The sequence below is a fragment of the Mangrovicoccus sp. HB161399 genome (assembly GCF_013184745.1).
Classification (GTDB): domain Bacteria; phylum Pseudomonadota; class Alphaproteobacteria; order Rhodobacterales; family Rhodobacteraceae; genus Mangrovicoccus.
In genome coordinates, this window is record NZ_JAATVU010000087.1 from 1 (window position 1) to 21,210 (window position 21,210).

The 21,210-nt window shown below is 67.2% G+C and carries 16 protein-coding genes; 9 read left to right on the forward strand and 7 right to left on the reverse strand.

The window, feature by feature from the left end; translation table 11 throughout:
• Window positions 1-302 precede the first annotated feature (302 nt).
• Complete coding sequence (locus HCC78_RS34540) at window positions 303-848, forward strand: hypothetical protein (RefSeq protein ID WP_256368361.1); 546 nt, start codon at window positions 303-305, stop codon at window positions 846-848.
• A 16-nt stretch (window positions 849-864) separates the two neighbouring features.
• Here HCC78_RS34540 and HCC78_RS27630 read toward each other — a convergent pair whose 3' ends face one another.
• From HCC78_RS27630 to HCC78_RS27650, 5 genes are all read right to left on the reverse strand, one after another.
• Window positions 865-2,160 (reverse strand): Gfo/Idh/MocA family protein, encoded by a 1,296-nt coding sequence (locus HCC78_RS27630; protein WP_172331997.1) that lies wholly within the window; start codon window positions 2,158-2,160, stop codon window positions 865-867.
• 176 nt (window positions 2,161-2,336) lie between these two features.
• Window positions 2,337-3,407: an ABC transporter ATP-binding protein gene (locus HCC78_RS27635; RefSeq protein WP_172331998.1), complete on the reverse strand. Its 1,071-nt coding sequence runs from the start codon at window positions 3,405-3,407 to the stop codon at window positions 2,337-2,339.
• Between the two features lie 18 nt (window positions 3,408-3,425).
• Window positions 3,426-4,304 (reverse strand): carbohydrate ABC transporter permease, encoded by an 879-nt coding sequence (locus HCC78_RS27640; RefSeq protein ID WP_172331999.1) that lies wholly within the window; start codon window positions 4,302-4,304, stop codon window positions 3,426-3,428.
• Window positions 4,297-5,232, reverse strand: coding sequence for a carbohydrate ABC transporter permease (locus tag HCC78_RS27645; protein WP_172332010.1), 936 nt, complete (start codon window positions 5,230-5,232; stop codon window positions 4,297-4,299). Before HCC78_RS27645 ends, HCC78_RS27640 begins: the two co-directional genes overlap by 8 nt.
• Window positions 5,233-5,242: 10 nt before the next feature.
• On the reverse strand, window positions 5,243-6,529 hold the full coding sequence (locus HCC78_RS27650; protein WP_172332000.1) for an ABC transporter substrate-binding protein: 1,287 nt from the start codon (window positions 6,527-6,529) through the stop codon (window positions 5,243-5,245).
• Between the two features lie 161 nt (window positions 6,530-6,690).
• Between HCC78_RS27650 and HCC78_RS27655 the strand changes: the two genes are divergently transcribed.
• The 5 genes from HCC78_RS27655 to HCC78_RS27675 all read left to right on the forward strand — a co-directional run bounded on the left by HCC78_RS27655 (window position 6,691) and on the right by HCC78_RS27675 (window position 12,063).
• Window positions 6,691-7,653 carry a LysR family transcriptional regulator gene (locus tag HCC78_RS27655; RefSeq protein WP_172332001.1) on the forward strand — a complete coding sequence of 321 codons (963 nt, stop codon included), beginning with the start codon at window positions 6,691-6,693 and terminating at the stop codon, window positions 7,651-7,653.
• Between the two features lie 248 nt (window positions 7,654-7,901).
• Window positions 7,902-10,079, forward strand: coding sequence for a catalase/peroxidase HPI (gene katG / locus HCC78_RS27660; protein ID WP_172332002.1), 2,178 nt, complete (start codon window positions 7,902-7,904; stop codon window positions 10,077-10,079).
• A gap of 105 nt (window positions 10,080-10,184) precedes the next feature.
• Window positions 10,185-10,910, forward strand: a complete 726-nt coding sequence (locus HCC78_RS27665; protein WP_371743946.1) for an energy-coupling factor ABC transporter ATP-binding protein — start codon at window positions 10,185-10,187, stop codon at window positions 10,908-10,910.
• Window positions 10,891-11,496, forward strand: a complete 606-nt coding sequence (locus HCC78_RS27670; RefSeq protein ID WP_172332003.1) for an energy-coupling factor transporter transmembrane component T — start codon at window positions 10,891-10,893, stop codon at window positions 11,494-11,496. The genes HCC78_RS27665 and HCC78_RS27670 overlap by 20 nt, the downstream gene beginning before the upstream one ends.
• Before the next feature lie 21 nt (window positions 11,497-11,517).
• Complete coding sequence (locus HCC78_RS27675) at window positions 11,518-12,063, forward strand: biotin transporter BioY (RefSeq protein WP_172332004.1); 546 nt, start codon at window positions 11,518-11,520, stop codon at window positions 12,061-12,063.
• 50 nt (window positions 12,064-12,113) lie between these two features.
• On the opposite strand, the gene HCC78_RS27680 is transcribed toward HCC78_RS27675, so the two are convergent.
• Window positions 12,114-13,421, reverse strand: coding sequence for a short-chain fatty acid transporter (locus HCC78_RS27680; protein ID WP_172332005.1), 1,308 nt, complete (start codon window positions 13,419-13,421; stop codon window positions 12,114-12,116).
• Between the two features lie 160 nt (window positions 13,422-13,581).
• Window positions 13,582-14,844: a RepB family plasmid replication initiator protein gene (locus HCC78_RS27685; RefSeq protein WP_172332006.1), complete on the reverse strand. Its 1,263-nt coding sequence runs from the start codon at window positions 14,842-14,844 to the stop codon at window positions 13,582-13,584.
• 598 nt (window positions 14,845-15,442) lie between these two features.
• Here HCC78_RS27685 and HCC78_RS27690 point away from each other — a divergent pair.
• From HCC78_RS27690 to HCC78_RS27700, 3 genes are all read left to right on the forward strand, one after another.
• A complete protein-coding gene (locus HCC78_RS27690) occupies window positions 15,443-16,813 on the forward strand; it encodes an AAA family ATPase (RefSeq protein WP_172332007.1) in 1,371 nt (456 codons plus the stop codon).
• The gene (locus tag HCC78_RS27695) at window positions 16,810-17,895 is read left to right on the forward strand and encodes a ParB N-terminal domain-containing protein (protein ID WP_172332008.1); all 1,086 of its coding nucleotides are present in this window, start codon (window positions 16,810-16,812) and stop codon (window positions 17,893-17,895) included. The genes HCC78_RS27690 and HCC78_RS27695 overlap by 4 nt, the downstream gene beginning before the upstream one ends.
• Window positions 17,896-18,052: 157 nt before the next feature.
• Window positions 18,053-20,629: a phosphoenolpyruvate carboxylase gene (locus HCC78_RS27700; protein WP_172332009.1), complete on the forward strand. Its 2,577-nt coding sequence runs from the start codon at window positions 18,053-18,055 to the stop codon at window positions 20,627-20,629.
• Window positions 20,630-21,210: the final 581 nt, after the last annotated feature.

Here is a 21,210-nt window from a genome sequence, read left to right on the forward strand (position 1 = left end):
CGCATGCCGTGCAGGAGGCGCGGTTCCCGGCGATCGGCGGGCGGACCACGCGGCACGAGGGCCATGCCCTGTGCGGACCTGGAGCGGGCATCGGCGGCGCAGCAAGGTCGGGACATGAGCCGGATCGGGAAGAGCTCCGGGGGCCCTGTTCCCCGGCGATAGGATGACCTGCGTGAAGCTGCCCGGCCAGCGGCTGATGTCCGTTCGGCATCGGCCCCGGACCGATGGCGGCACGATGCCTCGCCTTCGGCCGCCAGGTGGCCGGGGTCCAGATCCGCGCATTCGCGGATGCGCCCGGACCAATGGCGCTTGCCGCCCGTTCCTGGACCGCGTCGCCGTCCTCGCCATCCCGGCCACGATGGGCATGGGACAAGTGTCTCCGGAGAAGGGGGAGTTTCGGCGGTCCGCCGAGTTGCGCAACAGCGCCCCGCCTGAAGGGTTCAGACGGCAGCGACCTGCTGGAGGGCGGAAAGGGCGACGACCGCCTGCTCGGCGGGTCCCAGGCCGACCATCTGGACGGCGGGGACGGCGAAGACATGCTGTCCGGCGGGAGCGGCAATGACTGGCTCGAAGGCGGCGCCGGAAACGACACGATGCAGGGCGATCTCGGCGCCGACGACTTCGTCTTCGATCTGGCCGCCAATGCCGGGGCGCGCGACGTGATCGCCGATTTCGACGCCTCCGAAGACCGGCTGCATCTGGCAAGCAGCGGCGAGAGCCTCGCCTCCCTGCTCGGGCAGGCTGTCCAGCAGGGAAGCGACGTGCATTTCGCCTTCGCTGACGGTGCCGAACTCTGGGTGGCCGGCGTCGATCTCGCCGCGCTGGAGGCCCGGACAGACCTGCTCTGATCCGGGCCCGCCCGGATCAGCAGGGCAGCGTGATGCCATGCTCGGCCAGGAGGCCGCCGACCGCGACCGCCTGCCCCCGCTCGATCGAGACATTGGCCGCGATGCCGGTCAGGATCGACCAGGCGCCGTCGACATGGCTGGAGCCGCGGCCATAGGGATCGGGCGCGGCCTCCGGGTCGAAGAGATAGCCCAGCATCACCGGATCGGCTCCGCCATGGTCGCCGTCGCCCTGCCAGACATCCAGAACCTGCGGCGCCTCGCCCGCGCGGTGCAGCACGGTGGTCATCGACTCGCGCCCCTCCGCCTTCTCGCGCTGGCCGCCGAAGACGCCATGCACCTCGACATGGCGATGGGTCAGCTCGCCCTCCGTGCCCTGGAAGGTGATGTCGAGCCCCTCCCAAGGCGAATAGGCGGTCAGCGTGTAGTTCAGCAGCGCCCCCGAGCCATAGCGGGCATGGACCTGCATCGTATCCTCGATGGTGATGTCCGGATCGAAGACGCAGCGGTCGCGCAGGTAGCCGTCATCCTCCTCGGCATCTAGATACATCGTGCGCAGCTTCTCGTCTGCCTCCAGATCCATCCGGAACTGGCATTTCGCGGCCGAGGGGCAGGAATGGCAGCGCGGGCCTCGCGGGCTTAGCCCCATCGCATCGCCGGTTTCGGGGCGGTACATGTGCCGCGCGCCATGGGCGCTGACCGTCTCGGGGGTGGAGCCGAGCCACCAGTTCACCAGGTCGAAATGGTGGGTGGACTTGTGCACCAGAAGCCCGCCGGAGCGGTCCTTGTAGCGGTGCCAGCGGCGGAAATAGTCGGCGCCATGCACCCGGTCGAGATGCCAGCGGAAGTCGATCGCGGTGATCTCGCCGATCGCGCCCGACATCAGCAGTTCCTTTATCTGCGTCCGCGCCGGGGTGTAGCGGTAGTTGAAGGTCACCGTCACCTGCCGGCCGGTGTCGCGCTGCGCGTCGAGGATCGCCTTCAGCTTCGACAGGTCGATGGTCATCGGCTTTTCCGTGATCACGTCGCAGCCCGCGCGCATCGCCGCCACGATGTAATCGTGATGCAGGTCGTCGGGAACGGTGACGATCACCGTGTCGGGCTTCTGCTCGGCCAGCATCTTCGGGAACTCCGCGGCCGCATAGGTGGCGATGCCGTTGCCGCCCGGATCGGGCACCTGCGAGGCCGAGAGCGCCAGGCGCCGCTCGTTCAGGTCGCAGAGCCCGACAAGGTCGTTGCGGTCCGCATAGGTCTCGGCAACGGCGCTGCGGAACATCGCGTGGCGGGAGCCGGTCCCGACGATTGCATATTTCATCACTGTCTCTCGCTCGCAGGGACCGGGGCCAGACACGCCCCGGCCGGTCAAATGGGATCTGTCCGCCCGCGTCCGGGAGCATGGACGCGGGCAGCTTCGCGGCGCGGAGTGAGGGCTCCGGGGTCGCCGCTTGCGGACCGGGGAGGAAGATCCGGTCCGCGGGGGGTCGTGCCGTTTCAGGCCGTGCGCTTGAGCGCGGTGCCGTCCTCGGCGAAGACATGGGCGTTGGCCGGGTCGAGCCGCAGCGGCAGCACGTCGCCGGTGCGGATGACCTGCTGGCCGGGGGCGACCACGTTCAGCGCCTCGCCCGACCGGGTCACCGCATAGAGCACGGTGGTGCCGCCGAGATGCTCCACCAGCTCGACCCGCGCCTCGCCCAGGGAGGCGCCGCCCTCGCCGCCGACCTCGACATGCTCGGGACGGATGCCGAAGGTGAGCTTGCCCGGGGCCGGGCGCGCGGGGATGCCGCCGAGGCTCTGGCCCGCGACGTCGAGACCCGCCTCGGACGCGGTGGCATCGAGGAAGTTCATCTTCGGCGAGCCGATGAAGCCCGCGACGAAGCGGTTTGCCGGGTTGTTGTAGAGCTCCAGCGGCGTGCCCGCCTGCATCACCTGCCCCGCCTTCAGCACGACGATCCGGTCGGCCATGGTCATCGCCTCGACCTGGTCGTGGGTGACATAGATCATCGTGTTGCCCAGGCGTTCATGCAGCTTCGAGATCTCCACGCGCATCTGCACCCGCAGTTCGGCATCGAGGTTGCTGAGCGGCTCGTCAAAGAGGAAGATGTCTGGGTCGCGCACGATGGAGCGGCCGATGGCGACCCGCTGGCGCTGTCCGCCCGACAGCGCCTTGGGGCGGCGGTCGAGCAGCTGGGTGATCTGCAGCGTCTCGGCAGCCGCAGTAACCCGCCGGTCAATCTCGGCGCGCTTCATCCGCATCGTCTCCAGCCCGAAAGCCAGGTTCTTGCGGACGGTCATGTGCGGGTAGAGAGCGTAGCTCTGGAAGACCATGGCAATGCCGCGCTTCGAGGCCGGCGTGTCGTTCATGCGCTGCCCCCCGATCATCAGGTCGCCGTCCGAGATGGTCTCGAGCCCGGCGATCATCCGCAGGAGCGTGGATTTCCCGCAGCCCGAGGGGCCGACGAAGACGGTGAACTGCCCGGGCTCGATGTCGAGGTCGAGCCCCGGGATCACGGCGAGCTGGCCATAGCGCTTGACGACATTGCGCAGGCGGATTGGGGTGGTCATGGCAAGTCTCCTTGTGTCTCAGCGCTTCATGCCGGTGGTGGCGATGCCCTCGATCAGCAGGCGCTGGAAGAAGAGGAAGATCAGGAAGATCGGGATCAGCGACAGGACCGACATGGCGAAGAGCGCGTTCCAGTTGGTCGAGCCGGAGCTGTCGATGAAGGAGCGCAGCGCGAGCTGCACCGTGTAAAGCCCGGTATCGCTGATGTAGATGAGCGGGCCGAAGAAATCCTCCCAGGTCCAGATGAAGGAGAAGATCGCGGCGGTCGCCAGCACCGGCAGCGACAGGGGCAGCATGATGCGGGTGTAGATCCGCCAGGGACTGCAGCCATCCATCATCGCCGCCTCGTCCAGCTCGCGCGGGATGCCGCGGAAGAACTGCACCATCAGGAAGATGAAGAAGGCGTCGACCGCGAAGTATTTCGGCAGGATCAGCGGCAGCCACGTATTCACCCAGCCGAGCTTCAGGAACAGGATGTACTGGGGGATCAACGTGACATGGTAGGGCAGCATCAGCGTGCCCAGCATCAGCGCGAACCAGATGGCGCGGCCGCGGAACTTCAGCCGGGTGAAGGCGAAGGCGGCAAGCGAGGCGGCAAGCACGTTGCCGATGGTGGCGAGCGTCGCGATGATCAGCGAGTTCAGGAAGAACTTGCCGAAGCTGACCTGCAGCCCGAACCAGCCGTCCTTGTAGGCCTGCACGGTGACCTGCGACGGGATGAGGCTGGTATTGCCGCCGAAGAGGTCGTCGGCGGGACGCAGGGACCCCGCCAGCATCCACAGGATCGGATAGAGCATCACGAAGGACACGGCCATCAGAACCGCATGGCTGATCCCCGAGCGGAGCATCGGATGGGCCGGGGCCTGGCCCGGCATGGCATGGGCGGCGGCATCAGTCATCGTAATGCACCCAGTATTTCGTGGTCAGGAAGGAGACCGCGGTGAAGGCGGCAATGATCGCGACCAGCACCCAGGCCAGCGCCGAGGCATAGCCCATGCGGAAATGGCCGAAGGCCTCCTGGTAGAGATAGAGCGTGTAGAAGAGCGTGGAATTCACCGGCCCGCCGGAGCCGCCCGAAACGATGAAGGCAGGCGTGAACGCCTTGAAGGCGTCGATCGTCTGGATCACCAGGTTGAAGAAGATCACCGGGGTCAGCAGCGGCAGGGTGATGCGGAAGAACTGGCGCCGTTTCGACGCGCCGTCGATGCTGGCCGCCTCGTACATGTCGGTGGGGATCTGCCGCAGCCCGGCGAGGAAGATGATCATCGGCGAGCCGAACTGCCAGACCGACAGGATCACCAGCGTGTAGAGCGAGGTATGCGGGTTGGAAATCCAGCTCGGCCCCTCGATGCCGAAGGTCCAGAGGATCTCGTTGACCAGCCCGTCGGCGGCAAAGAGCTGGCGCCACAGAACGGCGATGGCGACCGAGGCGCCCAGAAGAGACGGCAGGTAGAAGATCGCGCGGTAGACGGGCAGGCCGCGCAGCCCGCGGTTCAGCATCATCGCGACGCCGAGCGCGAAGGCGAGCTTCAGCGGCACCGAGAGCGCGACATAGAGGAAGGTCACCTTCATGGCGGCGCCGAAATTCGGGTCGGCGGTCGCCATGTGGACGTAGTTCGACACGCCCGCGAAGCGCGGCGCCGAGAGCAGGTCGTAATCGGTGAAGCTGAGATACAGCGAGCCGAGCGCGGGGCCCAGCGTCAGGCAGAAGAAGCCGATCAGCCAGGGCGACAGGAACAGGTAGCCCGGCAGGTTGCGCCGGAGCCCTTCGGCGAAGCGGGAGGCGGAGCGCTGCTCCTCCTCCCAACCGGTGGATGCGGTTTCCATCGTCACCGGATCACCTCGTCAGGCTGGACGACGCCTCGTCGACCAGCTTCCGTCCGCCCTCCGCCGGGTTGACCATGCCGAAGCCGACTTCCTGGCTGACCTTGGTGAGGATCGAATAGATCTCGCCCGCGCCCTTCGGCGGCGGCGGCGGCAGATCCCCCGCATAATCCGACAGCGCCGAGATGTAGCTGACCGATTTCTTCTGCGCCTCGTCGAGTTCGGGCAGGAGCGCGTCGCGGATCTCGGGGGATGCCGGCACGCCGCGGTCGAGGCCGAGGATCAGCGCGCCGCGCGGATCGCGCACGAGGAAATTGGCAAGGCTCACGGCGGCTTCGGGCGCCTTCGACTTGGCCGAGACCACGAACATCTGCGACGGCTTCAGGTAATGCCCAGGCGCGCCTTCCGGCAGCACCGGCAGCGCGGCCATGTCGAGCGAGGCCTTGTTGACCGCCTGGTAGCCCACGAACTGGTTGGAGAAGGCATAGTCGGTCGCCGCCGTGCCCAGCGTGATCGGCGAGGTCTCCAGCGAGTTCTTGAACTGCGCCTGGACGTCGGCCGGAACGCAGCCCTTGGCCGCGCGCAGCTTTGCCCAGTAGTCGAACCACGCGCCCGCGTCATCCGCGTCGTAGCCGAGCGTGCCGTCCTCGGAGTAAAGCCCCTTGCCGCGCTGCTTCAGCCAGACCTCGAAGCTGTTGCCCTGCCCGCTCGTGTCGGCGGTGGCGTGGAAGCGGCGGCGCGGCGTTCCGTCCTTGAAGGCAGCACATTTCTCCGCGAACTCGTCCCAGCTGGTGCCGAAGCCCGGCGCCTCGACCCCGGCCTCGTCCCAGGCGGCCTTGTCGATGAGCATGCCGAAGGCGTTGACGCCGACATTGGCGCCGTAGAGCTTGCCGTCCACCGAGCAGGAGTCGAGATTGGCCTGGCCGAAATCCGAGATTTTCAGCGCCCCGCCCAGGTACTCGTCGAGCGGCAGCAGCGTGCCGCGGCCGGCGTATTCGAAGAGATAGCGGTAATCCATCTGGATCAGGTCGGGCGCGTTGCCGCCCGCGACCTGCGTGGCCAGCCGGGTCCAGTAGTCGTCCCAGCCCATGTATTCGGTGGCAACCGCAACGGAATCGTCATTGGCGGCCTCGAAGCCCTTGATCGCCTCGGTCGTGCGGCGGGCGCGTTCCTCGTTGCCCCACCACACCATGCGGATCGGCGTTCCCGCCGCCTGCGCCATGGGTGCCAGGCCTGTCGCCAGGGCAAGCCCCATCCCCCCGGCGAGCAGCTGCCGCCGGCCGATCATCGCGTTCGTCATCCGGTTTCCTCCCTGGACGATTCTATCCCGGGCGCCGGTCCGGTCCTCCGCCTCGCAACGCCCCGGCGTCCCGCTTCCGCGGCGCCTGCCCGAACGTTAGCAATAGGTTTTCTATTTATAAAATACAATTTTTCGCGCACGATATAAATGACGTTTATAGCATGACGGAGAAGCATATGGACAAGGCGCTGGAACAGTTCCTGGCAATCGCCGAGGCGGGGTCCTTTCTCGCGGCGGCGGAAACCCTGGCCGTGTCGCAGCCGGCGCTCAGCTACAGCATGCGCAAGCTGGAGCAGTCCCTGAGCGTCGTGCTGTTCGAGCGGACCTCGCGCGGGGTGCGGCTGACCGAGGCGGGCGAGACGCTGTTCGAGAACGCGATGATCATGCGGCGGCTCTACGGCAACGCGCTCGACAAGATCGAGCGCCAGCGGGTGCGGGCCGAGCACGGCATCAGCATCGGCTCGGGCTATTCCTCTTGGGACCTGTTCCTGAAAGACATCGTGCTGGAGCAGTTCCGCGCCCATCCCCATGCGCCGATCCATGTCAGCCTGGGCTCGGCGCTGCGCTGCATGGCACAGCTTCTCGCAGGGGACATCTCGCTGTTCATCGGCAACCAGATCCCCGGCTTCGCCCATGCCAACGCGGTCGAATTCCTGCCGATGGGCATGTCGCAGGACGGCTACTACGTGCGCGAGGGCCATCCGCTGCTGGGCGCGCCGCGGACCCTTGCCGAGATCTTCGCCTGGCCCAGCGTGGTCGCCGTCCCGTCGGAATCGCGGCTGGACAAGCTGCAGGCCCAGGATGCCGAGACCTTGCCGGAACTGCCGCAGGGCAGCTTCGGCCATGCCTTCACCTCGAACTCGCTGGCCGTCTGCCTGGACTTCCTCCACGCGGCCGACGCAGTTCTGACGCACAGCGTCCTGCTGGAGCCCTATCTGGAGCGGCAGCGCGTCGTGAAGGTGGATCTGGCCGCGGGCGAGCGCGAGCGCGCCTGGCCGCTGGGAATCTATGTCGTGGCCGAAGCGCTGAACGATCCGAAAGTCGCCGAGATGGCAGCGCTGATCTCGGACCGGCTCAGGGCGCTCGACCTGCCGCCAGTCCCCGGCCCGCAGGCGCCGCGCTGACGGACGGGTCCGGACCGCCAAGGAGAGCCGTTCAACTTTAACATGAATTCCTGATGGCCATTTTGAAAGTCGATAAGAAGACCTGATCGACCTGTTCAGAATTTACGATGTGATTCCCGCGCCGCGCTTCGCTAGGCTGCAGTCAAACGGGGGGAGGTACACCGCCGCGGGGCGCGGATCCGGTCAGGATCCGCGCCCCGCGCGATCCCTTCCCTGCACCTTTCAGCCAGCACCTCCAGGAGGACATCATGGACGGAAACGACATTAAGATGACGGGGAAATGCCCCGTCATGCATGGCTCCAACACGGCCAGCGGCACTTCGGTCATGGACTGGTGGCCGAATGCCCTCAACCTGGACATCCTGCACCAGCACGACACCAAGACGAACCCGATGGGCGAAGGCTTCTCCTACCGCGAGGCGCTGAAGGATCTGGACGTCGAGGCGCTGAAGGCCGACCTGCGCGAGCTGATCACGACGAGCCAGGAATGGTGGCCGGCCGACTGGGGCTCCTATGTCGGGATGTTCGCCCGCGTCGCATGGCATGCGGCCGGCTCCTACCGCCTGGCCGACGGCCGCGGCGGCGGCGGCACCGGCAACCAGCGCTTCGCGCCGCTCAACAGCTGGCCGGACAACGTCAACACCGACAAGGGCCGCCGCCTGCTGTGGCCGATCAAGAAGAAATACGGCAACAAGATCAGCTGGGCCGACCTGATGATCCTGTCGGGCACCGTCGCCTACGAGGTCGCCGGGCTCAAGACCTTCGGCTTCGCCTTCGGCCGCGAGGACATCTGGCATCCGGAGAAGGACACCTACTGGGGCGCCGAGAAGGAATGGCTGGCCCCCTCCGACGGCCGCTACGACGATGTCGGCAAGCCGGAGACCATGGAAAACCCGCTGGCCGCCGTGCAGATGGGCCTGATCTATGTGAACCCCGAGGGCGTCAACGGCCAGCCCGACCCGATGAAGACCGCCGCCCAGGTGCGCGAGACCTTCGCCCGGATGGCGATGGATGACGAGGAGACCGCGGCGCTGACCGCCGGCGGGCACACCATCGGCAAGTGCCACGGCAACGGCGACGCGGCCGACCTGAGCCCCGATCCCGAAGCGGCGGGCCCGGAATACCAGGGCATCGGCTGGATGAACACCAAGGGCCGCGGCGTCGGCCGCGACACGGTCGTTTCCGGCATCGAGGGCGCCTGGACCTCCAACCCGACCCAGTGGGACATGGGCTGGTTCGACATGCTCTTCGGCCATGAGTGGGAGCTGAAGAAGTCGCCGGCGGGCGCCTGGCAGTGGATGCCGGTCGACATCGCCGAGGCCGACATGCCCGCCGATGTGGAAGACCCGTCGATCAGGACCATGCCGATCATGACCGATGCCGACATGGCCATGAAGGTCGACCCGGTCTACAACGCGATCTGCCAGAAGTTCATCGCCGACCCGCAGTACTTCGCCGACACCTTCGCCCGCGCCTGGTTCAAGCTGACGCACCGCGACATGGGCCCGAAGGCGCGCTATGTCGGTCCCGACGTGCCGCAGGAAGACCTCATCTGGCAGGACCCGATTCCGGCAGGCCCGACCGGCTACGACGTCGCGGGCTTGAAGGCGAAGATCGCCGCCTCCGGCCTGAGCCTGCAGGACATGGTCGCCACGGCCTGGGACAGCGCACGGACCTATCGCGGCTCGGACATGCGCGGCGGCGCCAACGGAGCGCGCATCCGCCTCGCGCCGCAGAAGGACTGGGAAGGCAACGAGCCCGAGCGCCTCGCCCGCGTCCTGTCGGTGCTGGAGCCGATCGCTGCAGAGGCCGGTGCCTCGATTGCCGACACGATCGTGCTGGCCGGCAATCTCGGCGTCGAGATGGCTGCGAAGGAAGCGGGCTACCCGCTGGAGCTGCCCTTCTCTCCGGGCCGCGGCGACGCGACCGACGAGATGACCGACGCAGCGAGCTTCGACGTGCTCGAGCCGCTGGCCGACGGATTCCGCAACTTCCTCAAGACCGACTACGTGGTCAGCCCCGAGGAGATGATGCTGGACCGCGCGCAGCTGCTGGGTCTTTCCGCCAAGGAGATGACCGTGCTCGCCGGCGGCATGCGGGTCATGGGCGCCAACTACGGCGGCTCGTCCCATGGCGTCTTCACCTCGAAGCCCGGCGCGCTCAGCCAGGACTTCTTCGCGAACCTGACCGACATGGCGTTCAAGTGGGTTCCGGCCGAGGGCGGCACCTACGAGATCCGCGACCGCATGACCGGCGAGGTGAAGTTCACCGCGACCCGCGCCGACCTGGTCTTCGGCTCGAACTCGATCCTGCGCGGCTATGCCGAGCTCTACGCCCAGGACGACAACGGCGCGAAATTCGTCGCCGATTTCGCCGCCGCCTGGACCAAGGTCATGGAAGCCGACCGCTTCGACCTGAAGGCCTGACCCCTGCCCTCCCCGCGGCAAACCCGCGGGGAGGCTCCGACCAAGGTGGGTCCGCTGCCAAGGCGCGCTTGACATTCACCTTGATTTGCCGCCCCTACGGCTGCCGTGAGGGGAACGGATACGCCAGCCATCGCGATACGCGGCCTGACTTGCCGCCTGGGGGACCGCGAGGTCCTGACCGGGCTCGATCTTGTTCTGCAGGAGCGCCGCATCGGCATTCTCGGCCGCAACGGATCGGGCAAGTCGACGCTGGCCCGCGCCATGGCCGGGCTGATCGACACGATCGAGGGCAGCATCACCATCGGCGGGGACGATATCCGGAAGAACCGCAAGGCGGCCCTGCGGGCCGTGGGCATCCTGTTCCAGAACCCCGAGCACCAGATCATCTTCCCCACCGGGCTGGAGGAGGTCCGCTTCGGCCTTGCGCAGATGGGCCACTCCAAGGCGGAGGCCACGCGGCTGGCCCGGGAGGCGCTGGCCCGCTTCGGCCGGGCGTCCTGGGCGGAACGCAGCACCGCGGCTCTGAGCCAGGGACAGAAGCACCTGCTCTGCGTGATCTCCCTTCTGGCAATGGAGCCCGCCGTGCTGATCCTCGACGAGCCCTTCTCCGGCCTCGACATCCCGACCGAGCGGGCGCTGCGCCGGGTGCTGGAGGACTATCCCGGCACGCTGGTGCAGATCACCCATGACCCGCAGGTCATCGCCGGATACGACCGCGCGCTCTGGATCGACGACGGGCGGGTGCGGGGTGACGGGCCGCCCGGCGCGGTGATCCCGGACTACCTGGCGGCGATGACGGCGGAGGGCACGGATGCTTTCGCTGACCTCTGAAATCCCGACGCCCTTCCACCGCGTTCCGGCCGGGGCGAAGCTGGCCCTGCTGGCCGCCGCCTCGGTCGCGATCTTCGCCATCCCCTCGCCTGCCCTGATGGCCCTGCCCGTCATCCTGGCTGCCCTGCTCTATCTCGCCTGCGGCCTGCGCTTCGCCCGGCAGGGGCTGCGCGCGCTGCGCCCGCTCTGGCCGTTCCTCCTGCTGCTGACCGTCTGGCACGGCTTCACGCAGGATTGGGGCAACGGCATGCTGCTGGGAGGGCGGCTGCTCTCGACCGTGGCGCTGGCCAACCTCGTCACCATGACGACGCGGCTCGAGGCGATGATCGCCGTGATGGCGCGCCTCCTCGCGCCGCTGCGCGTCTTCGGCGTGAAGCCCGGCCGCATCGCCTTCGCCATCGGGCTGGTGCTGCGGCTGACACCGACCCTGCTCGACCGCGGACGGCAGCTGGGCCTCGCCTGGCGCGCCCGCGCCCGCCGCCGCAGGCCCGGCTGGCAGATCGTGCTGCCGCTCTGCCTGACCGCCCTCGACGACGCAGACCACATTGCCGACGCGGTGAAGGCCCGCGGCGGCATTCCCGACTGACCCCAAACAACGAGGACCCCAATGGATCGCGACCTCATCATGATCGCCCTCTTCGCCGCGCTGATCGCGGCGCTCGGGCTAATTCCCTCCGTCACCCTGATCTCGGGCGTGCCGATCTCGGCGCAGAGCCTGGGCGTGATGCTCTCGGGCGTCATCCTCGGCGCGCGGCGCGGCGCGATGGCCGCCGGTCTCGTCGTGCTGATGGTGGCGCTCGGCCTGCCGCTGCTGGCGGGCGGGCGCGGCGGCATCGGCGTCTTCGCCGGGCCTACCGTCGGCTTCCTGCTGGGCTGGATCGCCGCCGCCTGGGCCGCAGGCTTCGTGATGGAGCGCACCCGCCGCCTGCCGGTCTTCGCGGCCGGCGCCCTTGCGGCCTTCCTCGGCGGGGTGGTCGTGCTCTACATTCCCGGCATCATCGGCATGGCGGTCGTGCTCGACAAGTCGCTGGCCGTCGCCACCGGCTATGCGCTGCCCTTCATTCCGGGCGACATCCTCAAGGCCGTGGTGGCCGGCGCGCTGGCGACGGCGCTCCACAAGGCGCGCGCCGGCGCATTGATGTCCCGCGCCTGACAGCGGCCCGGGGGAGGGGCCGGGGAGGGGGCAGCCCCCTCCCCGCTTCCTCAGAGCCAGGTCAGCCCGACCGCGATCACGATGCCCGACAGGATCAGGTGCAGCGTGCAGAACCCCATGATGTCCTTGGCCCTCAGCCCCGCGATCCCGAGGATCGGCAGCGCCCAGAAGGGCTGCACCATGTTTGTCCAGGCATCGCCCCAGGCGATCGACATCGCTGCCCGCGCCGGATCGACGCCGAGCGCCTGCGCGGCCGGCAGGATCACCGGCGCCTGGACCGCCCATTGCCCGCCGCCCGAGGGCACGAAGAAGTTCACGACCCCCGCGCTGATGAAGGACCAGAAGGGCAGGCTCGCCGGCGAGGCCAGCGATACCAGAGCATCCGAGATCGTCGCCGCCAGCCCGGACTTCACCATGATCGCCATGATGCCCGCATAGAACGGGAACTGGATCACGATCCCCGCCCCGCCCTTCACGCCTTCCGACAGGCTCGCCAGCAGGTTCCGCGCGCTGCCGTGCAGCACGATGGCAACCATCAGGAAGAGGAAGTTGACGATGTTGAGCGTCAGCGTGCCGGAGCGGATGAAGTAGTCGACCAGATAGGCCAGCCCGGACACGCCGACGACGATCGGCAGGATCTTGGAGTCCATCATCCGCTCGGACGGCGTGTCGGCAATGCCGCCCGCGGGCTCCGTCTCCCCAAGCAGCGCCGGATCGACATAGACGCTCTCGCTCTCGGGCGGCATCATCGCACGGTTCACGAGCGGCACGACGATCAGCAACACCACGACGATGGCGAGATTGAAGAAGGAGAAGATCGTCTGCGAGGTCGGGATCACGCCGATCTGGTCCGCGAACGTGTGCCCCTCGGTGGCAATGGCGAGCGGGATCGACCCGGCAAGCCCGCCATGCCAGATCAGGAAGCCGGAATAGGCGGAGGCCACCAGCAGCCGGTAGTCGACGCGGACCGTGCGGGCGATCTCCTTGGCGAAGAGCGCGCCGACCACGAGGCCGAAGCCCCAGTTGAGCCAGCTGGCCACCAGCGAGACATAGCTGACCATCAGGATCGCAGCGCCGGGGCTTGCCGCCATGCCGGCGAGATGCGACAGCGCTCGGCGCACCAGCGGCGTCGAGGCCATCATGTAGCCGGTGACCAGAACCAGCAGCATCTGCATGGAGAACTGCAGCAGCGACCAGAAGCCGTCGCCCCACATGCGCACCACGGCCAGGGGCGACTGTGCCTCCACCCCCATGGCGGCGACCGCGACGACGACGGTCAGTATCAGGACGAAAAGATATGGGTCCGGCAGGTACCGGTCCATCAGCCGCACAAGCGGCCGGGATATGACATTGAGCAAGATGTGCCTCCCATTCTGGCAACTGTCCGGCCGGGGCCGGACCTCGTGCCATCAGGTGGCATGCCACCCCCTGCCCTGTCGCCGGGACCAGATGTCGGGGGATGGCGCAATCACTCCATCGTGATCGCAAATTGCGCCGTCTCGCGCGCGAGACGCGGAGTCACTCGCCGCGTGCGGGCAGGCCTTCGGGGATCAGTCCGGTCCAGAAGGCATGGACCTTGGGAAAGACCCCGCGGGCCTGCCAGCCGTAGCGGCGGAACTGGCCCTTCTCGAACTCGTCATCGAGCCCCAGCTCGAAGCGGTCGCGGATCGCCTTGCGGCTGACGGAGCTGCGCTTTTCCAGGTTGGCCTCGATCGCCTCGAGACAGGCCCGGCGCCAGCGCCCCTCCTCCGCCTGCTCCCGGTCCCGCCGTGCCGCCTCCAGCTCCGCCTGGCTCGGCTCGGACGGCGGCGCGGGCGGGACCGCGGCCGCAGCGGCAGGCTCCGCTGCCTCCGCCCGGCGGTAGTCGCCGTTGATTGCCGCGGTCAGATAGCCCGCCGGGGTCTTGCGCACCCTGCCCTTGCGCCGCTCTTCCTCCACGAAGTCCAGCTTCTCGGAAACGTAGGTCTCGCCATGCTCGGCGATCCAGCGCTGCGCCAGCCGTGCCGAGACGCCGTTCTCCACCAGCCGCCGGAAGGCCGCCGACTTGCGCACCGCATCGTCGTCGCCGAGATCGAACAGCGTCTCCTGCCCGTTGCGCGTGATCAGAAAGCGGATGAACTTCACCTTGCGGCTCTCGCGCTTGGTCTCCGCCACCAGGGAGATGTCGGAAACCGCGTTCACCTCCTTCACGGCCGGCTTGACGATCTTGGCGTTGAGCTTGGAGAAATCCTCGTAATAGGCGCTGTCATCCACGCCCATCAGGCGGCGGAAGACGTCTATCTCCCACCAGCCGGTCGAGCCGGTGCGCACGAAGCGGAAGCAATTCTCGTAGAGCGCCAGCGCATGGCCGGAGGTGAAGTTGCGCTGGATGCGCATGTTGATCATCGAGAAGACCGACGGATCGTAGAGCTTCGCCGCCAGCGGCGCGGCATAGGCGTATTCGCAGACCCCGCCGGCGAGCTTGGCGTAGGAGATCAGCGAGGAAACGCCCCATTCCTCCTCGCCGTCATCGCCCAGCATGTTCCACTCCGCGGTGGTTTCGGCCAGCGCCCGCAGCGCCGCCTTCAGCGTGTCGCGGTCGCGCGACGCGTAGCCCGACATGGCGCACAGCGTCTCGGCATCGATCCTGTGCGAGGACTTGGTGGTCAGCTCGTCATAGGCATGCAGCAGCAGGCAATTCGACAGCTTGCGCTGCAACAGCGTGAGCTTGCCGCCGATATGGATCGCGGCCACGTGTTTGCGCAGGCTCTCGCGCTCGGTGATCTGGCGGAATTCGGTCACTGCTCGACTCGGTGTTCTGGGTTGGCCCAGAATTTTCCCATACCGACCCGCGTGTCAAGCACCATGGGTCGGTCTTGTGGGAAACCCTGGGGACATGCACACGCAAACGGGTCGATTACCGGAAGGCATCGACACGCAAATGGGTATGTTTCGGGGATCCGAGTCGTCCCAGCCGGGGAATTCGGGCCTTATAACGGCCCATTCCGGGCTCCGCGAGTCGAAAATGACCTCTCCGGACCGCGAATTTCCGCGGTCACGCGGAGGGGTATCTTTCATCACGCAGACGGGTCGCTTTCGCCACGCAAACGGGTATGCACGGTCACGCAGACGGGTCGGAGTCGTCCCGCAGAATGGTGGGACTTTCCATTCAAGTTATTGTTAAACATCAACTATTGAAGCCGCAAAGACTCTAAAACTCTCCAAAGAGATTCATACTTTGATGCCGCTCCTTCTAAGTTTCGGAGGATCTGGGGAGCGTTTGAAGGGCGTCTCGCGCGCGTGACAGGCGCTCCGGCATGCGGTATGAGTCGGTGCAAGAGCTGTGTTCGCGGTTATGCCGGACAACCAGCCAAAACAGGAACATCGAGGCGGAACGGAAATGAGCAGTCAAACCCCGTCCATTTCTCTGCAGCATATCGACCCTGCGGAAGCGCTGGAAGACGTGCCCGCGCGCGTGACGACCGACCGGTTCACCGTCGCGGCCGAGATCTGCATGCGTGCCCGCGACGACCTGGCCCGCCGCGGCTACAAGCCCGACGGAGCCAAACAGCTAAGGCTCTTCGGGATCTGGGAAATCACCACCTACATGATCCCGGTCTCTGCCCAGCATTTCCGCCGCGTGCTCAAGGCCAACCCGGACCTGCCGCAAGGCATTTCGGAGAAGCCGGGCGGGGCCAAGATGTTCACGCTGGACGAGGTCAACTCGATCCGCGCCTTCCTCGAACATGAGGGCCAGCAGGGCAAGGGCTACCGTCCCTACCGCCCGAAGAACAGCCCCGCCAAGATCGTCTCGGTCTGCAACTTCAAGGGCGGCGTGGCCAAGACGACCACTGGCGCCCATCTGGCGATGGCCGCGGCGCTGGACGGCTACCGGGTGCTGGTGGTCGATCTCGACAGCCAGGCCAGCATGTCGACCATGTTCGGAACGCTGGCCGAAGACGAGGCCCAGACCGCCTATGCGCTGATCGCCCGCCACCGCGCCCGCCATGTCGCCGCCTCCATGGGGATTGACGACTATGACAGCCGGGAGCTGGACGAGGACGTGCGGGACGCCGCGAAGGTGACCGCCGACGACGTGATCTTCGGCACCCACTGGCCGACCATCGACATCTTGCCGGCGCAGCTCAACCTCTACTGGGCCGAATTCCAGGTGCCTGTCTGGATGCAGACGCACCGCAGCTGGCAGTTCTGGGATGCGCTCGAAGGCTTCCTGCGCGACGAGCGGCTGCTGGAAGACTACGACATCATCCTGATCGACACGCCCCCTGCCCTCGGCTACCTGACGATCAACGCGCTTTCGGCGGCCGACATCCTGCTGATCCCGGTCGGGGCCAGCTTCATCGAGTTCGACTCAACGGGCCGCTTCTTCGACATGCTCTACACGACCTTCGCGTCGATCGAGGACAGCATGGCGCGGATCTCGGAAAACGCGCCGAAATTTTCCTGGGATGCGGTGCAGGTCCTGCTGACGCGGTACGACGATGCCCAGCAGGCCGAGCTGGCCAATGTCATCCAGGTCTATCTCGACGATTTCGTCGCCCAGCACCGGCAGGAATTCACTGCGCTGGTCGGACAGGCCGGCGAGCGGGTCTCGGGCATCTACGAGGCCAGCCACACCGACTTCAACCGGGACACCTACCGTCGCGGGCGCGAGACATTCGACCGCTGCTACCACGAGTTCAAGAAGCTGCTGATCGGCTGCTGGGAACGCGACCGCGTCGAAGCCGAAGCACGGGAGGCCGCAGAATGAGCCGCAAGCGCCTGGGATCGATCGACCGCGACTCCATCCGGGACATCCGCGAAGGGGCGGAGAAAACAGCCGCCGAGCGCCGCGAGCTGGCGCTGGGAAAAGCGCCTCCGATCGGCAAGATGGCCGGCTCTGCAGCTTCCAATGTCGAGGAGGAACTCCTGCGGCTGCGCCGCGAGAATGCCGGGCTGCGCGAGGACGGCACGGCCCTTGCCGAGGCCCGCGAGGATGGGCGCGTGGTGGAGCTGGTGCCGCTGGAGCAGATCGACCTGCATGCGCTGGCCCGCGACCGACGGATGCTCGACCGCGAGGGCGAGGCCTGGGAGGAACTCAAGGCCTCCATCGCCGCGCGCGGCCAGCAGGTTCCGGTGGAGCTCGGTCCGCGCGACCGGTCGGACGGCAAGTGGCGGCTGATCAGCGGCTACCGCCGGATCAGCGTTCTGCGCGAGCTGTTCGAGGAAACCGGAGATCCGCGCTTTGCCGAGGTCCGTGCGCTGATCCGCGCGCGGCGGGCGACGCTCGAAGACATGGTGGCGATGATCGAGGAAAACGAGATCCGCCAGGATGTCAGCTTCTACGAGCGCGGCCGGATCTGCTGTCTCGCAGCCGAACAGGGTGTCTGCGGGACTGTCGATGACGCGATCCTGGCGCTCTTCCCGAGTTCCAGCCGGAACCGGCGCTACAAGATCCGCAACTTCACCGTGATCCACAATGTGTTCGGCCCCTACCTGGACTACCCGGAGGCCATCGGCGAACGGCTCGGCGCGCGTCTGGCGCAGGCGGTGAAGGACGGGCGGGAGCGCGAGCTGGCGGCCTTCCTGTCGGACCGCGACACCAAGTTTGCCGACCCGTCGGAGGAGCTGGCGCTGCTCGAAGCCTTCGTCGCCGGCAAGGGACCCTTCGGCGCGGAGAAGGCGGTGCCTGCACCGGTGCTGGCCGCGGACTGGACGGGCAGCGGGCTGCGCATCCGGGCGAGCGCAAAGGACGGCAAGGTCACGCTGAAGCTCGACGGCGTCGGGGCATCGGATGCGGCGGCGCTCGAAGAGCTGGTCGCGCGGGTGGCGGAAACCCTGCGGGACGCGTGACGCGTCTCGCGCGCGAGACGCCCTGACCCGGGGGCAGATGCCGCATTCCAGACGCAGCTTTGGGCGCTAACATGGCCGCTGGAGGGTGGAAGCATCCCTCCGGAGGAGCCCCGCCGGTGCACGAGCGGGGATGGTCAATGCTTAACGAGGGCCCGACATGGAAAACGTCTCTGCCGCGCAGTCACTGAACACGCTCGTCTCCGATCTCGGGGATCTCCTGGGCGAGATCATCCGCGAACAGGAGGGCGACCGGACCTTCTCGCTGGTCGAAACGCTGCGCCGCCGGTCGATCAGCCATTACCGCTCCGGCCTCGTGGAGCTGCGCGCCGAGCTGAGGAACCTGATCGGCGAGAGCGACCCGGAAGAAATCGGCAAGGTTCTGCGCGCCTTCACGCTCTTCCTGCATCTCGCCAACATTGCGCAGGGGGTCGTCAACGGCGATTCCAGCGGCGCGCGGGAGTCGCTGGACAGGGCGCTTGCCAAGCTCGATCCGAAAATGCGGGAACGGCTGTCGGTCGGCATCGTGCTGACCGCTCACCCGACCGAGATCCGCCGCCAGAGCGTCATCGACATCGAGGGCCGCATTGCCGGGCTGATGGGCCGCGATGGATCGATCAAGGACCGCCGGGCGCTGAAGCGCGAGGTGCTGACCGTATGGCTGACCGAACTGGCCCGGCGCGAGAAGCTCCGCGTGCAGAACGAGATCGTCAACGGTGTCTCGGTCGCGTCACGCTCGATTCTGCCCGCCATGATGGCCGTGCAGACCGAGGTGGAGCGGTTCTTCGGCGGCGACCCGGCAAAGCCGAAGCCGATGTTCAGCTTGGGCACCTGGATAGGCGGCGACCGCGACGGCAACCCGTTCGTGACCAAGGACGTCTTCGATTACGCCGTCACGCAGCAGCAGAGCGCGCTCTTCGGCTACTACCGGATGGAGCTGCACCTGCTGGCGATGGAACTGCCGGTCTCCGACCGTTTCGTCGACCTCTCGCCGGAGCTGCAGGGGCTGCTGGCCAAGGAGCCGATGCTGAGCGACCCCTACCGCGAGGGCGAACCTTTCCGGCGCGCGATCTACCATATCCGCGCCCGGCTGGAGCAGACAGAGACCGGCGGCGAGCATGCCTATCCCGGCGCCGAGGCCTTCATCGCCGATCTCGAGACGCTGGCAAGCTCGCTGGAGGCGTCGCAGGCCGCCGTCATTGCCGAGGGACGGCTGGCCGAGCTGCGCGCCACGGTGAAGATGGTGGGCTTCCATTTCTTCACCATCGACCTTCGGCAGAATTCGCGCATCCACGAGCGCACCGTCGCCGAGATCCTGACCGCCTCCGGCATCACCGAGGGCTATCCGGACATGGACGAGGCGGCGCGCGCCGCCTTCCTGTCGGACCTGCTGCTGAAGCCGGTGCCTGAATTCGATGCCTCGGGCCTGTCGGAAGAGGCGCAGCGCGAACTCGGCATCTTCGCCACCGTCGCCGCCGCGCGGAGGCGGCTGGGCGCCGGACTGGTGCGCTATTCGATCGTCTCGAATACCGAGAGCGTTGCCGACATCCTGGAAATCTCCTGGCTCCTGCGGCTGCATGGCTGCTTCGGCGAGGACGTGGCGGAGCCGATCCTGCCGGTGCCGCTTTTCGAGACCATCGAGGACTTGCGCGTCTCGGTGCCGATCATGCAGGCGCTCTATGCCGTCCCGGCCTATGCCGCGGCGATGAAGGCGACCCGCGCCGAGATCATGCTGGGCTATTCCGACAGCAACAAGGACGGCGGCATCGTCACCGCGCGCTGGGAGGTCTGGAAGGCCGAGGCCGCCCTGACCGAGCTGTTCGAGGGCGTGGGGCAGGGGGTCGCCTTCTTCCACGGCCGCGGCGGTTCCGTTGGCCGGGGCGGCGGCGCGACCCGCGACGCGATCCTCGCCCAGCCGCGCGGCAAGCTGGCCCGCGGCTTCCGCCTGACCGAACAGGGCGAGGTGATCTCCAAGCGCTACGAGACGACGGACCAGGCGATCATGCGCTTCTGCGAGCTGGGCCAGGGCCTGGCCGAGGCCGAGGCAGCCGGCGAGTTCGCCCGGCCGGCCACGCATTTCGTCAATGTCATGGAGGCGATGTCCGAGGCGGCGTTCCAGCGCTACCGCTCGCTGACCACGGGCGAGCGGTTCCTGACCTATTTCCGCGAGGCGACGGTGATCGACCATATCGCCTCGCTGAACATGGGCTCGCGGCCGGTCTCGCGCTCGACGCTCGACAAGCTGTCGGATCTCCGGGCGATCCCCTGGGTGTTCTCCTGGGCGCAGACCCGGCACAACCTGCCGGGCTGGTTCGGCTTCGGCACGGCGGTCCGCGAGAAGGGCGGATCGATGGCGCAGCTCGAGGAGATGTACCGCAGCTGGACGACCTTCCGCAGCCTCGTCGACAGCGTGACCATGGTGCTGGCCAAGGCCGATATCGAGATCGCCGGAGCCTATGCCGAGCTCGTCGAGGACAAGGGACTGAAGGACCGGATCTTCGGGCTGATCCGCGAGGAATGGGCGCTGTCGATGGAAATGGCGGAGGCCATCACCGGCACCTGCCCGAAGGACACCGATCCGGATTTCATGCTGCGCAAGGCCTATCTCGATCCGCTGCATTTCGGCCAGATCGATTTGCTCGCGCGGATCCGCAAGGACCCGGAAAGCGAAGTGCTGCAGGACGCGCTGAAGATCTCGATCAACGGCATCGCCTCGGGGCTGCAGAGCACCGGCTGAGGCGATCTCCGGGACCGGCGGCAGGCGGACCGGGGCCCGACCCGGCTGCCGCTGCGCTCCGGTCCGCAGGTCTGCGGGTCGGGCCATCCTGCCTGCCGGACCGTGCTCGCGGGGTGGCAGGCTCTGGGCTTGGTTGTTATCGGACATGATGGGGCTATTCAGGAGGCGGCGCTTTTATGGATTTCATGACCGTAAAGCGCTGCTCGAAATGCGGTGCCGTACGGGCCTGCCGGGTGAGCCAATCCATGCGGATTTCCGGCGCAGTGTCGCGGAGGGTACTGGAAGGGAGAGAGAGGGAGGCGGCGGTCCCAGGGAGGAGGAGGGGACCGCCGCAGAATTCCGGGGTTCAGGGAGGAGGAGGAACCCCAGGAAACTCTCTGGCGCGTTGCCGTGCCATGAAGCCTAGATAGGCCTTGCCGCGACGCAGCACAACAACCGCCTGTGCAGTGCCGTCCTGCGCTGGATGCATGGCGCTGCAGGAGCGCGGATCAGGCCTCGTCGAGGCCGATATCGACGCAGGGCGCCGACTGGGTGATGCGGCCGACCGAGATGAAGTCCACGCCGGTCTCGGCCTTGCCCCG